Below are 15,795 nucleotides of genomic sequence, written 5' to 3'. Positions count from 1 at the left end.
TGGGAACGCAGGATGCCGTTGCTCAGTAGGTCATGGGGCAATCGACCGCTCTGCGTACTCTTGACCTCGGCGTTGGCCTTTCCGCCCTCTGGAGTCACTATCGAGAGATTTGCCGGCACGAGCAAAATCGGCAGAGGCGTGTCGCCGTTGGCTGCATTCTTGAAAACTTTGCCATTCTTCACGTCCTTTTTTGCTTCGTCATCCGACAGCAGCAAGGCAGGGTTCACCGGCGACATTTTCACAGCCGGAGTCTTCGTTGCCGAAGATCCCTCTGCGCTGCGGCCTACAAGCTGCAACCCGGAAGGGTTCGCTGGCAGACCGTGCATAACCGGCCCTTCAACCAACTCGCGCGTGGACCCGGCAAACGCGCGCTGATCCTTCCCGTGCGGTTCTATCCTGGTCTTCTGACTGGAAGCAGCGGCCTGCGCGGAGGTTCCTGCTTGCTGCATGGGTCCGGCCTCCCCTTTCCTGAGCAACTGGCCTTCGGTAGAGCTCCGTACGACTCCAGGCGCATCCTGCACCTTACCTTCACCCTGAGCAGCAACAGCACCTTTCTCAGACTGCTGTGACAAGACCTGGGCAAAGCCAGAAGCGCTATCTCCCGAGTTCGTTTCCGCCTTGGCACTGACCGCCACGGCCTGCTCTGGGGCTGCCAGCCCCCCTACAGGTAGCATACTCATACGCCAATCTCCGCTATCAATGCCAGATCTCAAGCAAAAAACGATCCAATCAAAACCCCACACGCATCTGTACTGCGCGCAACGCCCAGTCATCCATCTCCTTCTGTGCCCTTTTTAACTCTGCCAATTGCCGGTCGTGGTCCAGACGTTGCAAAAGGTGAGAAAAACCCTGTTCCCTGGCCTTGGCCTGCTGCCATTGCCGCTGTAAATGCTGCAGGCGCTGCTCTTGCTCCCGGATCAATTGCCCCTGCTGCTGCAGCACCATGTTCAATTGTTGCAGGAAGCCGCGCCAACGCAGAATATCGCCTCCGGCAATCCCCGCGCTTTCCCGTGCGGCAGACTCTTGCCGGTACTGGTCCAGATATCCCTGCAGTAAGGCATACTTTTCCCGCAACTGGTTGAGCATCTGGCGTTGCGCGAGCAGGGAACGGCGCAGGTCCTGCTCACGCATACCGGCCATATCCTGCAGGTAGCGGATGGTTTGCTCGCGGCTCATGCCTCAGGCCCCATCGCCAGCGGACCCTCGTGGAGGAGCGACGTCAATTCCTGCTGAGCCTGCGCCAAGGAGACCGACTCGAACTGATTCTGACAGAGAAATTTTTCGATCTGCGGATACAACTGCACGGCTTGATCCAGCACCGGGTCCATTCCCGGGGCATAGGCACCGACGGCAATGAGATCACGTTGCTCGCGATAGCGACCATAGAGGCGCTTCAAACGCTGCATCGCCTGAACCTGACGCGGTGGGCTGATGTTGGGCATGACGCGGCTGATGGATGCTTCCAGATCGATCGCGGGATAGTGTCCCTGTTCCGCCAATGCGCGGGACAAGACGATATGCCCATCGAGAACTGCACGGGCATTGTCGGCGATGGGGTCTTGCTGGTCATCCCCCTCCATCAGCACCGTATAGAAGGCGGTGATGCTCCCTCCCCCGACATCACCGTTTCCTGCCCGTTCTACCAGGGCAGGCAAGCGGGCGAATACCGAAGGCGGATAACCGCGCACCGCCGGCGGCTCACCAACCGCCAGCGCAATCTCGCGCTGGGCCATGGCATAGCGCGTCAGCGAGTCCATCAGGAGCAGCACATGCTGTCCACGCTCACGATAATACTCGGCAATGGCAGTGCTGAGATGCGCACCCCGGATGCGCGTCAGGGCCGGGGCGTCTGCAGGAGCGGCGACCACTACGGCTCGCCGCCGGCCTTCCTCCCCAAGAATCTCGTCGATGAACTCCTTCACCTCGCGCCCGCGCTCACCAATCAGACCGACGACGATGATATCGGCCTCGGTATTGCGTGCCATCATTCCGAGCAGCACACTTTTGCCTACCCCGCTCCCGGCAAAAAGCCCCATGCGCGCGCCACGACCAACGGTAAAAAGGGCGTTGATCGCGCGCACGCCTACGTCCAGGGGCCGTCGGATCGGCGCCCGATTCAACGGATTGATGGCTTTTCCGGTGAGGGAGACCGGCTCCGCATCGGCCAGTGGCCCCTTGCCGTCGAGCGGCACACCCTGGCCATCGACGACCCGCCCGAGCATGGTCGGACTGACAACCCCTTGCGCCTCCCCCGCCAGGGGCTGGACGCGCGCGCCAGGAGCGACGCCGTGCAGATCACCGGCAGCCATCAGCTGCAAACGCCCATCCTGAAAACCTACCACTTCCGCGTCTACCGCGCGGCCATTGGCTGCCCGCACCTGACAACGTGTACCAATGCCGACGCTCAGCCCTTCGGCCTCCAGGACCAGACCGACAATCCGCAGCAAGCGACCACCAGGCAACAAGGGTGGTAAGGTCTCAGGTAGGCGTTTGCGCAACTGCAGAAGATGGGACTCCCAGCGCTCTTGGGTCAGTGCTTCCACCCTCAGGCCTCGATCCCGGCAAACAGGGTGTCCAACACCTGCCGCCAACGCGTCGCGAGGCGCAGGTCGAGCTCCGTCGCAGACGCCTCGGAACGCTCCCGCCAGCGGCGGTCGGGACGCAGGGAATCCACGTCAAGGCCCGCCTGTACGACCAGCGAACCCCGCTCCAGTGCTTCGTCCGGTACCAGAGTAACACCCGCATCGGCCAGCTCGGGGAGCTGTTCTTCGACGAGCGCACAATCCTGTGGATGCAAGCGCAAGACCGCTGCCCCACCGACGATAGGCACACTGGCCAGCGCCTCCCGCAGCAGCGGCAGAATCTGCTCGGGATGCGTCTGCAGCTCCTGGCGGATGACCTGCCTTGCCAGTTCCAGGGCCAAGGCAAGTAAGGCCTGTTCCACGCCGTCGCTGAGTTGCTCAACAGGCACGGCCAGTTGCTCTACAAGTTGTCGAAAAGTTTCGATATCTTTTCTAGCCGCTTGCAAGCCCTCCTCACGCCCGGCGGCGTAACCCTCCTCACGCCCACGTTGTCGCCCCTCTTCTTCCGCCTGTGCAACCAGCTGTTGCAGTGCTTCTGCCGTCGGCAGACGCAAGTCCTGCGGCTCGACTTCCTCGCCTGCCTCCTCGGCCGGAGGGTTTTCCTCTACCTCCTGCGCGCTCGTCGCGGTGGCGATACCGGACATTTGCGGCATACGCCAGGCACGCAAATTCGCAATAGTCTCACGCTGGATGACGTCAGGGTCGGAGGCGGCCATTTACAGCATCTCCTCGCCACCGCCACTTAGGTTGATCTGGCCCGCAGCATCGAGGCGCTGCGCCACCTGCAAAATGGCCTTTTGCGCAGCTTCCACCTCGCTCAGGCGCACGGGCCCCTTGGCTTCCAGGTCGTCCCGTAACATTTCCGCGGCACGTTTGGACATATTGGCAAAAAAGCTCTCGCGCAGGGGACCCGGAGCCCCCTTCAGGGCAACGACGAGACCATCAGATGGCACTTCGCGCAAGAGGACCTGCAAGCTGCGATCGTCCAGCTTGGCAAGGTCGTCAAAGACAAACATCTTTTCCTGTACCTTTTCCGCCAATTCCGGTTCCGATTCGCGAATCTGGTCCAAAATGCTGCCGGAGCGACTGGTTTCCAGCCGGTTGAGAATCTCGGCCGCCGCCTTGGGTCCACCCAGGGTCGCGACCTGCAGAGATTGGGAGTCGCCGGAAATCTGCTCCTCCAGGATCTCATTGAGCTCGCGAATGGCCCCCGGCTGCACGGTCTCCAGGCTGGCAAGACGCATCATCGCCTCGCCAACCGTGCGCTCGGGCAGGAAATGAATCACCTCACTCGCCTGCTCGGGCTCCATATAGGCAAGGATCATAGCGAGCACCTGCGGGTGCTCCAGCTTGATCAGATCGGCGACCGAACGAGCATCCATCCACTTCAGATTTTCCAGACCATTGGCCTCGCCACCATGCAGGATGCGGTCGATGATCGAACCCGCCTTGTCACCCAAAGCCTTGGTGAGCATGCCACGAATGTATTGATCGCTGCCGACCCCCAATGATGTCTGATGCTCCAGGCGGGCGCGAAAATCCGAGAGTACCGTGCGTGCCTGATCGGTACTGACCTGCGCCATCTTTGCCATCATCGCACCAAGCTTCTGCACCTCGCGCGGACCGAGGTGGCGCATCACTTCGGCAGCTTCATCCTCACCCAGACTGAGCAGAAGAATGGCGCTGCGCTCGATGCCATTCAGATCAGCTTCGCTGCTCACCGTTCAACCATTCCTTGACCACCTGGGCGGCGCGGGCGGGATCCTGCATCACCAGTTGCCGCGCCACGTATAGATCTGCCTTCAGGGGATCTGCTGGAAGTTCGACCTCTCCTTCTACCCCGGCCCAAACAGGTCCTGTTTGGGTTCCCGGTGTGGCTCCCTGCTGTCCGGGCGTCTGCTCTACGCGCTCTGACACCAGCGCGGCAGCTTGCGCCCGTTCCTGGCGCTCCCGCAGTAGGCGCAAGACCGGCTTGATGAGACCCAGGAAGAGCAGGAAAGCGAGGAGTAGTATGGCCAGATAACGTAAGGCACCGTGGGCCAGGCTGAGGAACCAGGATTGCTGCCACCACGGCAAAGCGGCGTTCATCTGACTGCCGGCAAAAGGCATCTGCACGACTTTTACGGAGTCACCACGCTTGGCATCGTAGCCGATGGCTTCCTCCACCAACTGCTGGATCTGCTGGATCTGCGCCGGCGCGAGGGCGGAAAACTGCTTTCCATCCCCGCCCAGCAGCGGCTTTTCATCAATCAATACGGCGACGGAAACCCGCTTGACGCTGCCAACGGGACTGACGGTGTGGACGATGGTTTTATCGACATCGTAATTGGTGGTCGTGTCGTTGCTGCTCTGGGTGGGAGCCAGGCTCTTCAGGGTGGGGGCCAGCGCGATCAGTCCCGCTGGGGAGAGTGTAGAGACCACCGGCGCGGTGAGGGGCGCTATCGCCACCCCTGGTGGTTGATTGGAGAGTGCCCCCGGCACGCCGTATGGCCCTTCACCACCGCTACTGCTACTGCTATGGCTCTGCTGGCTGAGCACCTGGTTCTTGCCGTAGGTGACCGAGCTGCTCTCGCTTTTGGCGAAGTCGATGTCCGCCGATACCGCAACATGTACCCCGCTGTTTCCGACAATTGGAGAAATGATGGCCTCGATGCGCTTTTGATATTGCGTGTCGACCGCCTGCTGGTAGGCGAACTGCGCCGGCTGCAGGCCCAAGGACTGGTTAGCGTTGCTACTCAAGAGGTTGCCGTGTTGATCGACTACCGTGACATTTTTGTCTTCGAGACCCGGCACACTGGCCGCAACGAGGTGGACGATCCCCGCCACCTGACCGGCAGAAAGTTGCCGTCCAGGGTACATCGTCAACATGACCGAAGCGGTCGGCTTCTGCTCCTGATCCAGAAAGACCGATGGCTTGGGGATGGCCAGTTGCACTCGCGCATGGTCAACCTCGGCCAGCGACGAGATGGTGCGTTCGAGCGAGCCTTCCAGGGCTCGCTGATAGTTGACATGTTCGACGAAGTCACTGGTGCCCATGGGCTCGTGATCAAGCAGTTCGAAACCCACCGCATCACCGTGCGGCAATCCTTCCGCCGCCAGCTTCATCCGTGTGCTATACACCACATTACTGGGAACGGTAATGACCGTGCCCCCATCGGTAATACGAAAGGGAATATTCAGCTTCTGCAGTTGCGCAATGACCTGCCCGCCGTCGCGATCGGAAAGTCCGGCATATAGGACCTGGTAGCTGCCAGAGCCATGCCACAGCGCCGCGACGAGGAGCACGGCGACAACAGCGGCAAGCACCACCAGAAAGGCAAAACGACGATTGGCTGGCATCTCCTGCCAGCGTTGTTGCCACTGGCGCGGATCAAAACGCGCGGCAGACGGATTCAGGGCTTGTTCGGCCATGGAGCATCAACCCTGCGCGCTCAGGCAGAAATATTCATGATGTCCTGGTAGGCAGAAACGAGCTTGTTGCGTACCTGGAGCATGGTCTGAAAGGAGAGATCGGCCTTCTGCGAGGCAACCATCACCTGACTCAGGCTTACCTGCGGATCGCCAGTGGCAAACTGGTTTTGCAAGGTGTTGGCGGATTCCTGTTGGGCATTTACGCCATTCACCATCTGTTTGAGCGTATCGGCAAATTCTCCCACCCCACCACTGTTCGTAGTGTTGTTTTTCAGGCCCTGCGCCTGCTCGCTCAGGGCACGCAGTTGGCTCAGCAAACCATCCAGCGAATCTACACTGCTCATGACCATATCCTTCCTGGGAATGCTTTCCCAAAAGCTAGCAATATCCAGGCCAAACTATCCAAGGTCGAAACCCGCCTCCCGCAAGCGCTGCAGTTTGTGGCGCAGGGTACGCGCACTGATTCCCAACAGACGCGCCGCTTCGCCACGCGAACCGCCGCTTTTTGCGAGGGCATCGGCAATCAACTCCCGCTCATAGTGCCCCTTTTGCTCCCCCAATGCCAATTCTACAACAGATGACTGCTCCTTGATGGCCACCCCGCTTTCTGCCATTTCACCCGGCAGATCCAGGTCCCGCGTCTGAATTTCGTCATCCTCTGCTAGGATCAAGGCGCGTTGCAGGGCATTTTGCAGCTCGCGCACATTGCCCGGCCAGTCGTGCGCAAGCAGCGCCTGTTCCGCAGCCGGCGACAGCGCCCGCGGGCGCAGACCGAGAGTCACTGCCGCCTGACCCAGGAGATACCGGGCGAGCGGGAGGATGTCCTCGCGGCGCTCGCGCAGGGCCGGGATCTGTAATGGAACTACCTGCAATCGATAATAGAGGTCGGCACGGAACTGTCCGCCTTTGACTGCCTCCCCGAGATCACGATTGCTGGTCGCAATGACACGGATATCCAGAGAAATCGTGCGCTGCCCACCGACCCGTTCCAGCTCCCGCTCCTGCAATACGCGCAGCAGCTTGGCCTGCAGGGCAAGGGGCATTTCCGTCACCTCGTCGAGCAACAGAGTGCCATTCTGCGCCTGCTCGAATTTTCCCGCACTCGCCTGCGTGGCCCCGGTGAAGGCACCTTTCTCGTGGCCAAAGAGTGTCGCCTCCAGCAAGGTCTCAGGGATTGCGGCACAATTCACGGCAACGAAGGGACCTTTGGCACGGGCACTGTGCTGATGGAGATAGCGCGCCAGCACCTCTTTCCCCACGCCGCTCTCACCACTAAGCAAAACGGTTGCGTCACTCTGCGCGACTTTCTCTGCGCGCTCTAAGCAGCGCCGCATGCTGGGTGCCTCGGCAATCAACTGCTTATCGTCGCTGGCGCGGGGCAGGAGATGCTTTTCCAGCTTTGCCTGCAGGCTTTCCATCTCGAAGGGCTTTACCAGATAGTCCACCGCCCCGCCCTGCAGAGCGCGCACCGCCTCTTCGATCGTTCCCCAGGCGGTCATCATCAGCACGGGCGGAGCTTGGCGGCGCTCGCGCAGGGCCGCTAGGAGACCATAGCCATCCAGCCGCGGCATCTGCACATCACTGAGAATGAGATCGGCGGGGAAATTTGCCAACTGCGCCAGAGCCGCCTCGCCATCGCTGGCATGACAAAGGAGATAGCCGAGATCGCTCAAGGCCTCTTGTAGTACCTCAGCAAAATCCGGGTCATCCTCGACCAATAGAATGCGGAATGCCATGTGTTTTGTGTTCATTTGGACCCCGAACGACTGGCCAACGGATCGGGGAGCGCAGCGAAAGGCACACGCAGTACGAAGCAGGCACCGGGCCGATTGTCCTCGACATGGATATCCCCCCCCATACCCGTGACGAAATTACGCGCAATACTGAGACCCAGTCCGGTTCCTTCTCGGCGGCCACTCATAAAGGGTTGAAAGATCCGCTCGCGTTCCGCCTCGGCTACCCCTGGGCCAGAGTCCATTACCCGCAGCATCCAAAAATTGCCGCTGCGCATACCCAGGGCATGTACGGTAGTCGAAGTGGGCGCAAAATGCAGGGCATTCTGCAGGAGATTGCCGATGACGCTGACCCAGACGTCCACGCTGCCTGTCAAAATCCAGTCATCCTCTCCAAGCCGCAAGTCGAGATCGACATTTTTTTGACGATACAAAGGCGCGAATACCCGCTCCAACCCTGCGCCGAGATCTACCATGCGCACGCTACTGTCCTCAGCCGGCAAGCTGCCACGCAAAAACTGCAGCATGGCGTCGATGACCCCCTGTAGATGCCGCAATCGATCCAACGCCCGTTGCTGCTGGCGCGCAAAATGTTCGGCATCCCGCTCCGGCCGCAACTGGCCGACCGCGAGCAGCGCCGTCGCCAGCGGCGTACGCAGTTGGTGCGCAAGGCCCGCCATAGTCTCCCCCAAGGCTGCCAGACGCTCGCGTCGCTGACTGGCGGCTTCGCGGGCACGGGCTGCGGTCACATCCTGCAAGAGCAGAATTTTCCCACCTTCGCCGGGTAGCGGTGTGACGGCAATGGCTAGGCGCCGGCGTTCAGACCCAATCGCCAACAGACACTCCGCGCCCCCCTCCTGAATTGCCAACCCGGGCAATTCCGGCCAGATCCAGCCGAGCTCCCGAGTCTCCAGCAATCGTTCTGCGGCTGGATTCATCTGCAGAATCTGCCCGTGAGGATCGAGCAGTAATACCGCCCCAGGCAGCATTTCCAGCAGCATCGCCAGACGCTGCCCCAAGGTCTCTTTGGCTTGTAGCTCTTCACGCAGACGCTGATTGGCGGCGGCCAGCTCGCTGTTGAGCCGATGTACCTCCGCCTGCAAAGTGCCATAAGCATCGCTCAACTCACGCGAAGCGTTGTTGAAGAGTTCAAAGGCCTCGAGCAGGCGGGCAGCGTCTTGCGGATCTGGATTGCCCGGCACCAAGGCGTCACTCCCTGCCGGGCTGTATGGCATATTTACGCAGCTTCTCCACCAAAGTCGTACGCCGCAACCCCAACCGTTCGGCCGCCCGCGCCACCACCTGATCACAGAGATCCAGGGCCTGCTGGATCAGGTTCCGTTCGATCTCTTCCAGATAATTCTTGAGATCAAAAGGCTCATCCGGCAGACGATGCGCTTCCTTGGCAAGTTCCGCGACCGCTAGAGACTCTTCTGGCTCCTCCGCCCAAACCATCCGCAAAGCGACGCTTTCCGCGTCAGCATTCTTCCCATTTTGCCAAATGGACCCAGGCAAATCCGAGAGCTGTACCTCTTCCCCAGCGTGAAGGATGCTGAGTCGTTCCACCAGATTGCGCAGCTCGCGCACATTACCGGGCCAACAATACTCGAGCAAAACCTGCTTCACCTCGGCAGACACAGAAAAAGGCGCAAAACCATCTTCCTGCCGCTGTGCCAAAAAATGCTCGAGCAGCAGAAAAAGATCGTCGCCACGCTGGCGCAGGGGTGGCAATTCCACGGGAAAAACATTCAGGCGGTAATAGAGATCCTCCCGAAACAGGCCGTCGCGAATGCGTGCCTCCAGATCGCGGTGCGTCGCAGCAATGATGCGCACATCGGCATCCCGCGGCTTGCTGCCACCCACCCGCTCATATTGATGCTCTTGCAGCACGCGCAGCAATTTCACCTGCATTGGCGGGGTCATTTCCGCAACTTCATCGAGAAAGAGCGTGCCGCCCTCCGCCAGTTCAAAACGCCCCTTACGGGTCAGCAGGGCACCGGTAAACGCCCCCTTTTCGTGGCCGAAGAGCTCACTTTCCATCAACTCGGGGGGAATCGCACCACAGTTGATCGCCACAAAGGGGCCAGCGGCGCGAGCGGAGTGCTGGTGCAAGCATCGGGCAACCACCTCCTTGCCCGTTCCCGACTCGCCCAGGACCAACACGGTGCTGTCCGTTGCGGCAACCTTCCCCAGGAGTCTAGTCACATAGCACAAGGCCTCGCTACGCCCGACCAGACCACAGCTTTCGCGCGACAAAGCACGGCGATCTGCGGGATTCTGCGGCACAGTGGTTTCGACAAGGCTTTCCATTATTCCTTTCTCGTTTTGCGATCCATTCTGCTTTCCCGCAATCTTGCAACTTCCCGCCGATGATGTCGAAAGATTAGTCGATCCAGCATTTCTTGCACGCTAGGACTCAGGCGAAACGGGAAACGCCAAAGCGGCGGCACAGAATCCGTGACCATTTTTTCGAAGCCCGCGCCAGGCAGGCGTAGGGGCATGGCCAGGCGTGGATGTAAAAAAATTTCCACTTGCGCCGGGGAATCGAACGGTTTCCAGTCATCGTCCATGGCGATTTGCAGCGAATCGCCGCGTAGTTCACAGGGATACTGGGCCGGTAGCGGTTCCTGCGCGCGGATTCCAGCGCTGAGCAGGGTGAGTAACAGGTCGGTCTTGATTTGCAGGTGCGTCAGGGCCGAGCGATCGTCTTCTTCGGCGTTGCTACATTCTTCCTCCCAAATCAGAAGGGCCCGCAACAAGACACGATTATCGCCCATGAACTCTGCAAATTCTTCTTCTTGGCCCGACCACGAACGAATCGTAACTGGCAATTTGGCGGTTATAGCTACCCCAGGTCCATCCACGTTCTCTCTCCATTTTCGAGAGAGGATAGAGCCTCAGCTGCGTTCGAGCAAACCTCGCCAGCCGTCACGCAGATCTTCGAGTACGGGACGGCAACTGGCCAAGGCGTCGAGGTCGTCAAAGATGTTCGCCAGGGCCAGTTTTTCCAGGACGTATCGATACAGGCTTTCCAGATTAGTGGCAATTTCCCCACCTCGTTCGTGATCGACACTAGCCAGCAGATGTGCCGTCAACTGGTACGCCTTGTCCATAGCCTCCGCTTTTTCTGCGATTCGCTTTTCCCGAATCGCCAGATCGGCGCGCCGCAGATATTCGAGAATCCCTTCCAACCCCATCAGGACCAGACGGTCGGAGGAGATCCCCTGCTGACCTACTTGCCGGTAGGCCTGTACTGCGTTTATTACCGCTGCCATACCCTAACCCCTCGATGTTCAGGAAGAAGAACTGCTACTGCTGGAAGAACTGGAAGAACCGCTGTTGTAGAAGGCATTGAGATACTGACTGGTGGACTGCAGCGTAGATAGTTGCGACTGCATGGCAGCAAACTGCTGGGTGAGTAGCGCAGTTTGATTGCTTGCCGATTGCTGCAGGGTCGCAATCTGGGCGTTCAGACCGCTGATGGTCGAGTTGATGCCGTTTTGCGCCGCAGTAATGAAACCGTTCTGCGAGCTCAATGCCTGGCTCAGCAAACTGTTCATCTGCTGATAGAGCCCTTGGCTCAAAGAGACCGTACCCAAATTACCGGTATTACTCCCCAAGACCCGAATTTGCAGGCCCAGGGCATTGCCCGGCCCGGTCACCGTCAGGTTCTGTCCACTGCCACTCGCCGCCTGCCCGTTGATGGTCCCTGCCACATTCGTACCCGAGGCCGCCAACGTACTGGTACCAATCCCGGTACCCCCGGATGCCACGTTGGAGACCACCGTAAAACTCTGCCCCGACCCATAGCCGGCTGACTGCAGCTCCAGAGTACCGTTGTCATTGCTGGCCGTGATTCCCGTCATACCGCTTTGCTGCAGGGTCGCATTGATGGTATTGACCACGGCACTGAGGCTACTGCCAGAACTCAGGGAAACCACGACAGACTGTGAGCCGGAGCCAAACGTCAGGCTCTCACTTTGCGCCAGGCCGCCGCTGGGAAACGCGGAGCTGGAGAGAATCTGCGCCTGACTGGCAGCCTGGGAGACGTTGATTGCGTAGGTGCCCGCCACCGTAGAACCACTGGCGCCTACATACTGCACGCTGCTGTTGCTGGTCTGTCCGGTCTGACCAAAGAGTCCCACTACATCCTGGTAATCCGCAGTCAGCGCCGTCTGCAAGGTGCCGGTATTGAGATTGATGGTGCCACTGCTGCTCAAACCGAGGCCCACCGAACCCAGAGAATTGTAACTGGCACCAGAACTCAGGCCGACTGCCGGATTGCTGATCAGATTGAGGAGTTGGGTGCGCAGACCATTGACCGCAGCATTCCCCAACAGGGGTCCCCCAGAACCAGCCTGGGCATTGTAGGCCGTGAGTTGATTGATGGTGCCCATGGTCTTATTGAAGGCACTCACGAAGCTCTGCACCGTGGTTACGAAGCCGGTGTTACTGGCACTCACCTGCAGGGTCGTGCTACCACTGCTGGCCTGTAGCAGATTGAGACTTACCCCGGGGATTGCACCGGAAATGGTATTACTACTGCTGGTCACTGGCAGACCATTGATGCTGACACCAGCATTTTGCGCCGCCTGACTCAGGGTCATTCCGCCAGATGTGCCGCTACTGTAGCTCAGGCTCGCGAGGGATCCTGTCGCCCCACTTACGGATACGGTAAAAGACTGGTTCGCTCCCGTATTGGCCCCCGTCAGTGTCAACCGATAACCGGTACCGTCATAAATCACGCCGGCATTGACGCCCGCGTTGGCGCTGTTGATCGCCTGCGCAATGCCATCCAAGGTATCGTTATTGCTGTTGATGGCAATACTTTGGACCGCACCGTTGCCCACCTGAATTTGCAGGGTACCGGTACCCACCCCGCTACTGGTACTCGCGAAATTATTGGAGTACACGCTCTGCGCCTGGGCGAGAACGATATTACTGAGGTTGTAGCTTCCCTGCTGCGCGTTGGCGCTGGCAGTAGCTGACGCCAAAGAGGTATTCGCGACGGTGGCACTGCGATTATTGGTACTGCCGATGTTCTGCAACGCCCCCAGGGCCGACTGCAGACTGGAGAGGCTGCTCTGCAGGGTACCCCACGCGCTCAAGGTGGTCTGCTGAGTCTGTTCCTGATTCTGCAGCAGGGTAATCGGTGCCTGATACGCCGCGCTGAGATTGGTGATCAGACTCTGTACATCGATGCCACTCACCAGACCAGAAAGGGATGTCGACATTGCCTTCTCCTACGCCTTGCTCTGCAATAGCAAACCCACGGGGTTTTCAGAATCTGCCGCCTTTGTCACCTGATCGGCGGGAACGTAATACGAAAAAAATACTTGTTTGGTTACGGTGTCCGATAATTTGATCAGGACCTGATTGGGATGATTACCATTCGGATCCAGTCCTGCTTCCAATGAAAATGATGGCTGCGACTTCGCCACTTTGTCCTGCAATTTTTGTATCGACTGCTGTAGCTGATCTACCGACCCCTGAGGAGAGGGCTGGCCCTGCCGCGGAGAGGCAGCAGCATTTGCCGCAGAAGAAGGAACCACTCCAACATTGGGAGCCGGGATCACTCCGCTATCTTTGGCAATACTACTCATTTGTGTACTACCGATCTGGGCGTTTAGGGTTGGACTGTCCATGGCTTACACCTCATTGCCAACTGCGTTAGCAGCCAGTAAAACCTCCCAGGCGTCCCCGGGAGGTGAGACTGCCAAACCTTACGGCAAGAGCTTGAGGTAGCTCTGCTGCAAGGAGTTTTCCTGCGCCAGGGTCGAGATACCGGCCTGCTGCAGGATCTGGTACTTGGTCAACTGCGACGTTGCCTGGGCAATGTTCGCATCCTGTACCGTAGACTGCGCCGACTGCAGGTTGGTCGCCGTCGTCTGGTCATTGCTGACCGATGCCTGCACCCGGTTCTGAGTGGCACCCAAAGCACCATTCTGCTGGTTCAGGTAATTGATGGCCTGATCGATGATGCTAATGGCCTGCTGCGCACCGGCTGCCGTAGACACGTTGATGGAGGAAACGGCGGAACCGGTCAAAGAAGCAGCCCCAGAGCTGAAACCGATATTACCGCCACCACTCAACGAGTAGGAACTCGAGGACTGGAATTGCACCGCACCCTGGAAGAGCGCCACATTAGAACCTGAGCCAGACGAAAGTGTACCAACCGTAGCTCCGCCAGAACCCAGGGCATCCAAAGATCCCGTACCCGCAAAACCGGAGACCAGGATGTTATTGCCATTGGCATTGGTCAGTACCAACCTTGTCTGCCCGTTAACCACTTGTGTCGAAGCCGAGGTGCCAGTAACGGCAGCCTGGTTATTGATTGCAGTTACCAGCGCACTCAAATCCGGCGTTCCATTACTGCCGTTGGTAACATCGGCAGAGATATTCACCGTATTCGTCGGATTGCCACTCGTGCCATTGCTGAGGGTAAAGCTGAAGGTCCCACCCGTTACAGCAAAAGAGACACTATTGTAGGCTTGGGCGCTGACCCCTGTTTGCGCCGTGACCGCGTTGACGGAAGCTGCGATGTTTGCCGCAGACTCCGCAGAGGAAGTCACATTCACGGCAGCGCTGCCAGCGGAGCCGGCAATATCAAAGGCGCCACTAGTAAAATTTCCGCCACCAGCGCTGTAAGTGAAGGCGCCCCCTGGGGCATACCCCCCCTGCACATAGGATCCACTGCTGGTGTAGGTGCTACCAGCGGTCGTAGCCGAGTAATTCCCCATCGCCGAGGTCTGGGTGTTACCCACCGCCACATTGATGATCTGGTTACTATTGGCCCCCACCTGGAAGGCCGCACCGGCAAAGGTGCCGTCCAGGATGTTCTGGCCGTTGAACTGGGTCTGGGTGGCGATGGTCTGCACCTGCGCCAGCAACTGGCTCACGACGCCCTGCAGGGCCTGCCGGTCGGAGGTGGTGTTGGAGGCGTTGGCCGCCTGCACCGCCGTGGTCCGAACCTGCTGCAAGAGGCTGGTCTGGTTCTGGATGGCACCAGTAGCCGTCTGGATCAGAGAGACACCCTGGTTACCATTGGAGACTGCCTGATTCAACCCGTTGATCTGGGTCTGAAAACGCTGGGCAATAGCATAGCCAGCGGGGTTGTCCTGCGGGCCATTGATGCTCTTACCCGTGGACAACTGCTGCAGATAGGTATTCAAGCTACCCTGGGTGCTGTTGAGGGCGTTCAGGGTATTCAACGCCGAGGTGTTGGTATTGATGATTCCGGAAATTGCCATGAGAAAACTCCTTTCTTAGGGATAGATTTGGCATCCATGCCAATGTGAGATCCGCCTCACAATTCTCTTAACGACACGCTGCAGAAAAACTTGAATACTGTTGGTGGCAACCTTGAGCAGCGCGGCGGGGGCGGTTAAAGTGATTTCTTGAACGAGCCGACTGGAAGAGAGGAAAACATGAGCGCGCAAGAGGAGCATCGCTGGTTGCCAGAAGCGGAATATCTGGCCGCGGAGGCGGCGGCTCCCTACAAAAGCGAATACGTGGCGGGTGAGATCTTTGCCATGGCCGGCGCCAGCGAGCGGCATAACCGCATCACACTCAATATCGCTTTTCATTTGCGCGCCGCTACCCGCGGACAGCCCTGTCGCGCCTTCATGGCCGATATGAAGCTGTGGGTATCTACCCGTTCTGCTTACTACTACCCCGATGCCATGCTGGTCTGTGATCCCGAAGATGATCATCCGCAGTACAAAACCTCCCCCTGTCTGCTCGCCGAAGTCCTGTCCACCGCCACCGCCGCCATCGACGAACGGGAAAAATGGCTGGCCTATCGGGACATTCCCAGCCTGCGGTATTACCTGCTGGTGGATTCCGAAAAAGTCCATGCCCGCCTGTTGAGCCGGGACGGAGAGATCTGGCGTGAGCAGATCCTGGACCCCGAGGATGTCGTCTCCTTACACTGCGGCGGCCTATCGATTACCCTCTCCCTCGACAACTTCTATGTAACCGTCCAAACCATGCCGTTATTGCCCTAATTGCGGTTATCTGAGTCTTTTTTTGTCGGCGGCTGGCGGTTGGGGCTGGACGGGTCCAGCGTC

Annotated in this window: 16 protein-coding genes; 1 reads left to right on the top strand and 15 read right to left on the bottom strand. The window is 59.1% G+C overall.

Going from position 1 to position 15,795, the window contains the following annotated elements; genetic code table 11:
* From AC2VNM_RS10150 to AC2VNM_RS10080, 15 genes are all read right to left on the bottom strand, one after another.
* The coding region (locus tag AC2VNM_RS10150) for a hypothetical protein (protein ID WP_486913246.1) at positions 1–680 on the bottom strand (680 nt) is incomplete at its 3' end.
* A 49-nt stretch (positions 681–729) separates the two neighbouring features.
* Positions 730–1,176 carry a flagellar export protein FliJ gene (gene fliJ / locus AC2VNM_RS10145; RefSeq protein WP_483165901.1) on the bottom strand — a complete coding sequence of 149 codons (447 nt, stop codon included), beginning with the start codon at positions 1,174–1,176 and terminating at the stop codon, positions 730–732.
* On the bottom strand, positions 1,173–2,543 hold the full coding sequence (gene fliI / locus AC2VNM_RS10140; RefSeq protein ID WP_483165902.1) for a flagellar protein export ATPase FliI: 1,371 nt from the start codon (positions 2,541–2,543) through the stop codon (positions 1,173–1,175). The genes fliJ and fliI overlap by 4 nt, the downstream gene beginning before the upstream one ends.
* Before the next feature lie 2 nt (positions 2,544–2,545).
* A complete protein-coding gene (locus tag AC2VNM_RS10135; protein WP_483165903.1) occupies positions 2,546–3,298 on the bottom strand; it encodes a FliH/SctL family protein in 753 nt (250 codons plus the stop codon).
* Positions 3,299–4,303: a flagellar motor switch protein FliG gene (gene fliG / locus AC2VNM_RS10130; protein ID WP_483167228.1), complete on the bottom strand. Its 1,005-nt coding sequence runs from the start codon at positions 4,301–4,303 to the stop codon at positions 3,299–3,301.
* Positions 4,287–5,993, bottom strand: a complete 1,707-nt coding sequence (gene fliF / locus AC2VNM_RS10125) for a flagellar basal-body MS-ring/collar protein FliF (protein ID WP_483167034.1) — start codon at positions 5,991–5,993, stop codon at positions 4,287–4,289. Before fliF ends, fliG begins: the two co-directional genes overlap by 17 nt.
* A gap of 20 nt (positions 5,994–6,013) precedes the next feature.
* Positions 6,014–6,337, bottom strand: a complete 324-nt coding sequence (gene fliE, locus AC2VNM_RS10120) for a flagellar hook-basal body complex protein FliE (RefSeq protein ID WP_483167035.1) — start codon at positions 6,335–6,337, stop codon at positions 6,014–6,016.
* 54 nt (positions 6,338–6,391) lie between these two features.
* The gene (locus AC2VNM_RS10115; RefSeq protein ID WP_483167036.1) at positions 6,392–7,744 is read right to left on the bottom strand and encodes a sigma-54-dependent transcriptional regulator; all 1,353 of its coding nucleotides are present in this window, start codon (positions 7,742–7,744) and stop codon (positions 6,392–6,394) included.
* Positions 7,741–8,961: a sensor histidine kinase gene (locus AC2VNM_RS10110; RefSeq protein WP_483167037.1), complete on the bottom strand. Its 1,221-nt coding sequence runs from the start codon at positions 8,959–8,961 to the stop codon at positions 7,741–7,743. Before AC2VNM_RS10110 ends, AC2VNM_RS10115 begins: the two co-directional genes overlap by 4 nt.
* Complete coding sequence (locus AC2VNM_RS10105) at positions 8,936–10,036, bottom strand: sigma-54 interaction domain-containing protein (RefSeq protein WP_483167038.1); 1,101 nt, start codon at positions 10,034–10,036, stop codon at positions 8,936–8,938. The genes AC2VNM_RS10110 and AC2VNM_RS10105 overlap by 26 nt, the downstream gene beginning before the upstream one ends.
* Entirely contained in the window at positions 10,036–10,503 is a 468-nt protein-coding gene (locus AC2VNM_RS10100; RefSeq protein WP_483167039.1) for a PilZ domain-containing protein, read from the bottom strand. The genes AC2VNM_RS10105 and AC2VNM_RS10100 overlap by 1 nt, the downstream gene beginning before the upstream one ends.
* A gap of 120 nt (positions 10,504–10,623) precedes the next feature.
* A complete protein-coding gene (fliS, locus tag AC2VNM_RS10095; RefSeq protein WP_483167040.1) occupies positions 10,624–11,001 on the bottom strand; it encodes a flagellar export chaperone FliS in 378 nt (125 codons plus the stop codon).
* Between the two features lie 18 nt (positions 11,002–11,019).
* Positions 11,020–12,960 (bottom strand): flagellar filament capping protein FliD, encoded by a 1,941-nt coding sequence (gene fliD / locus AC2VNM_RS10090; RefSeq protein ID WP_483167041.1) that lies wholly within the window; start codon positions 12,958–12,960, stop codon positions 11,020–11,022.
* Between the two features lie 9 nt (positions 12,961–12,969).
* Complete coding sequence (locus AC2VNM_RS10085; RefSeq protein ID WP_483167042.1) at positions 12,970–13,371, bottom strand: hypothetical protein; 402 nt, start codon at positions 13,369–13,371, stop codon at positions 12,970–12,972.
* A gap of 78 nt (positions 13,372–13,449) precedes the next feature.
* Positions 13,450–14,976 (bottom strand): flagellin N-terminal helical domain-containing protein, encoded by a 1,527-nt coding sequence (locus tag AC2VNM_RS10080; protein ID WP_483167043.1) that lies wholly within the window; start codon positions 14,974–14,976, stop codon positions 13,450–13,452.
* A 177-nt stretch (positions 14,977–15,153) separates the two neighbouring features.
* Between AC2VNM_RS10080 and AC2VNM_RS10075 the strand changes: the two genes are divergently transcribed.
* Positions 15,154–15,732, top strand: a complete 579-nt coding sequence (locus AC2VNM_RS10075) for a Uma2 family endonuclease (protein ID WP_483167227.1) — start codon at positions 15,154–15,156, stop codon at positions 15,730–15,732.
* Positions 15,733–15,795: the final 63 nt, after the last annotated feature.

It is taken from the genome of Acidithiobacillus sp. TH-A67, assembly GCF_057473545.1.
The sequence above is the reverse complement of the archived record's forward strand: the minus strand, read 5'-3'. Positions and strand labels throughout refer to the sequence as shown.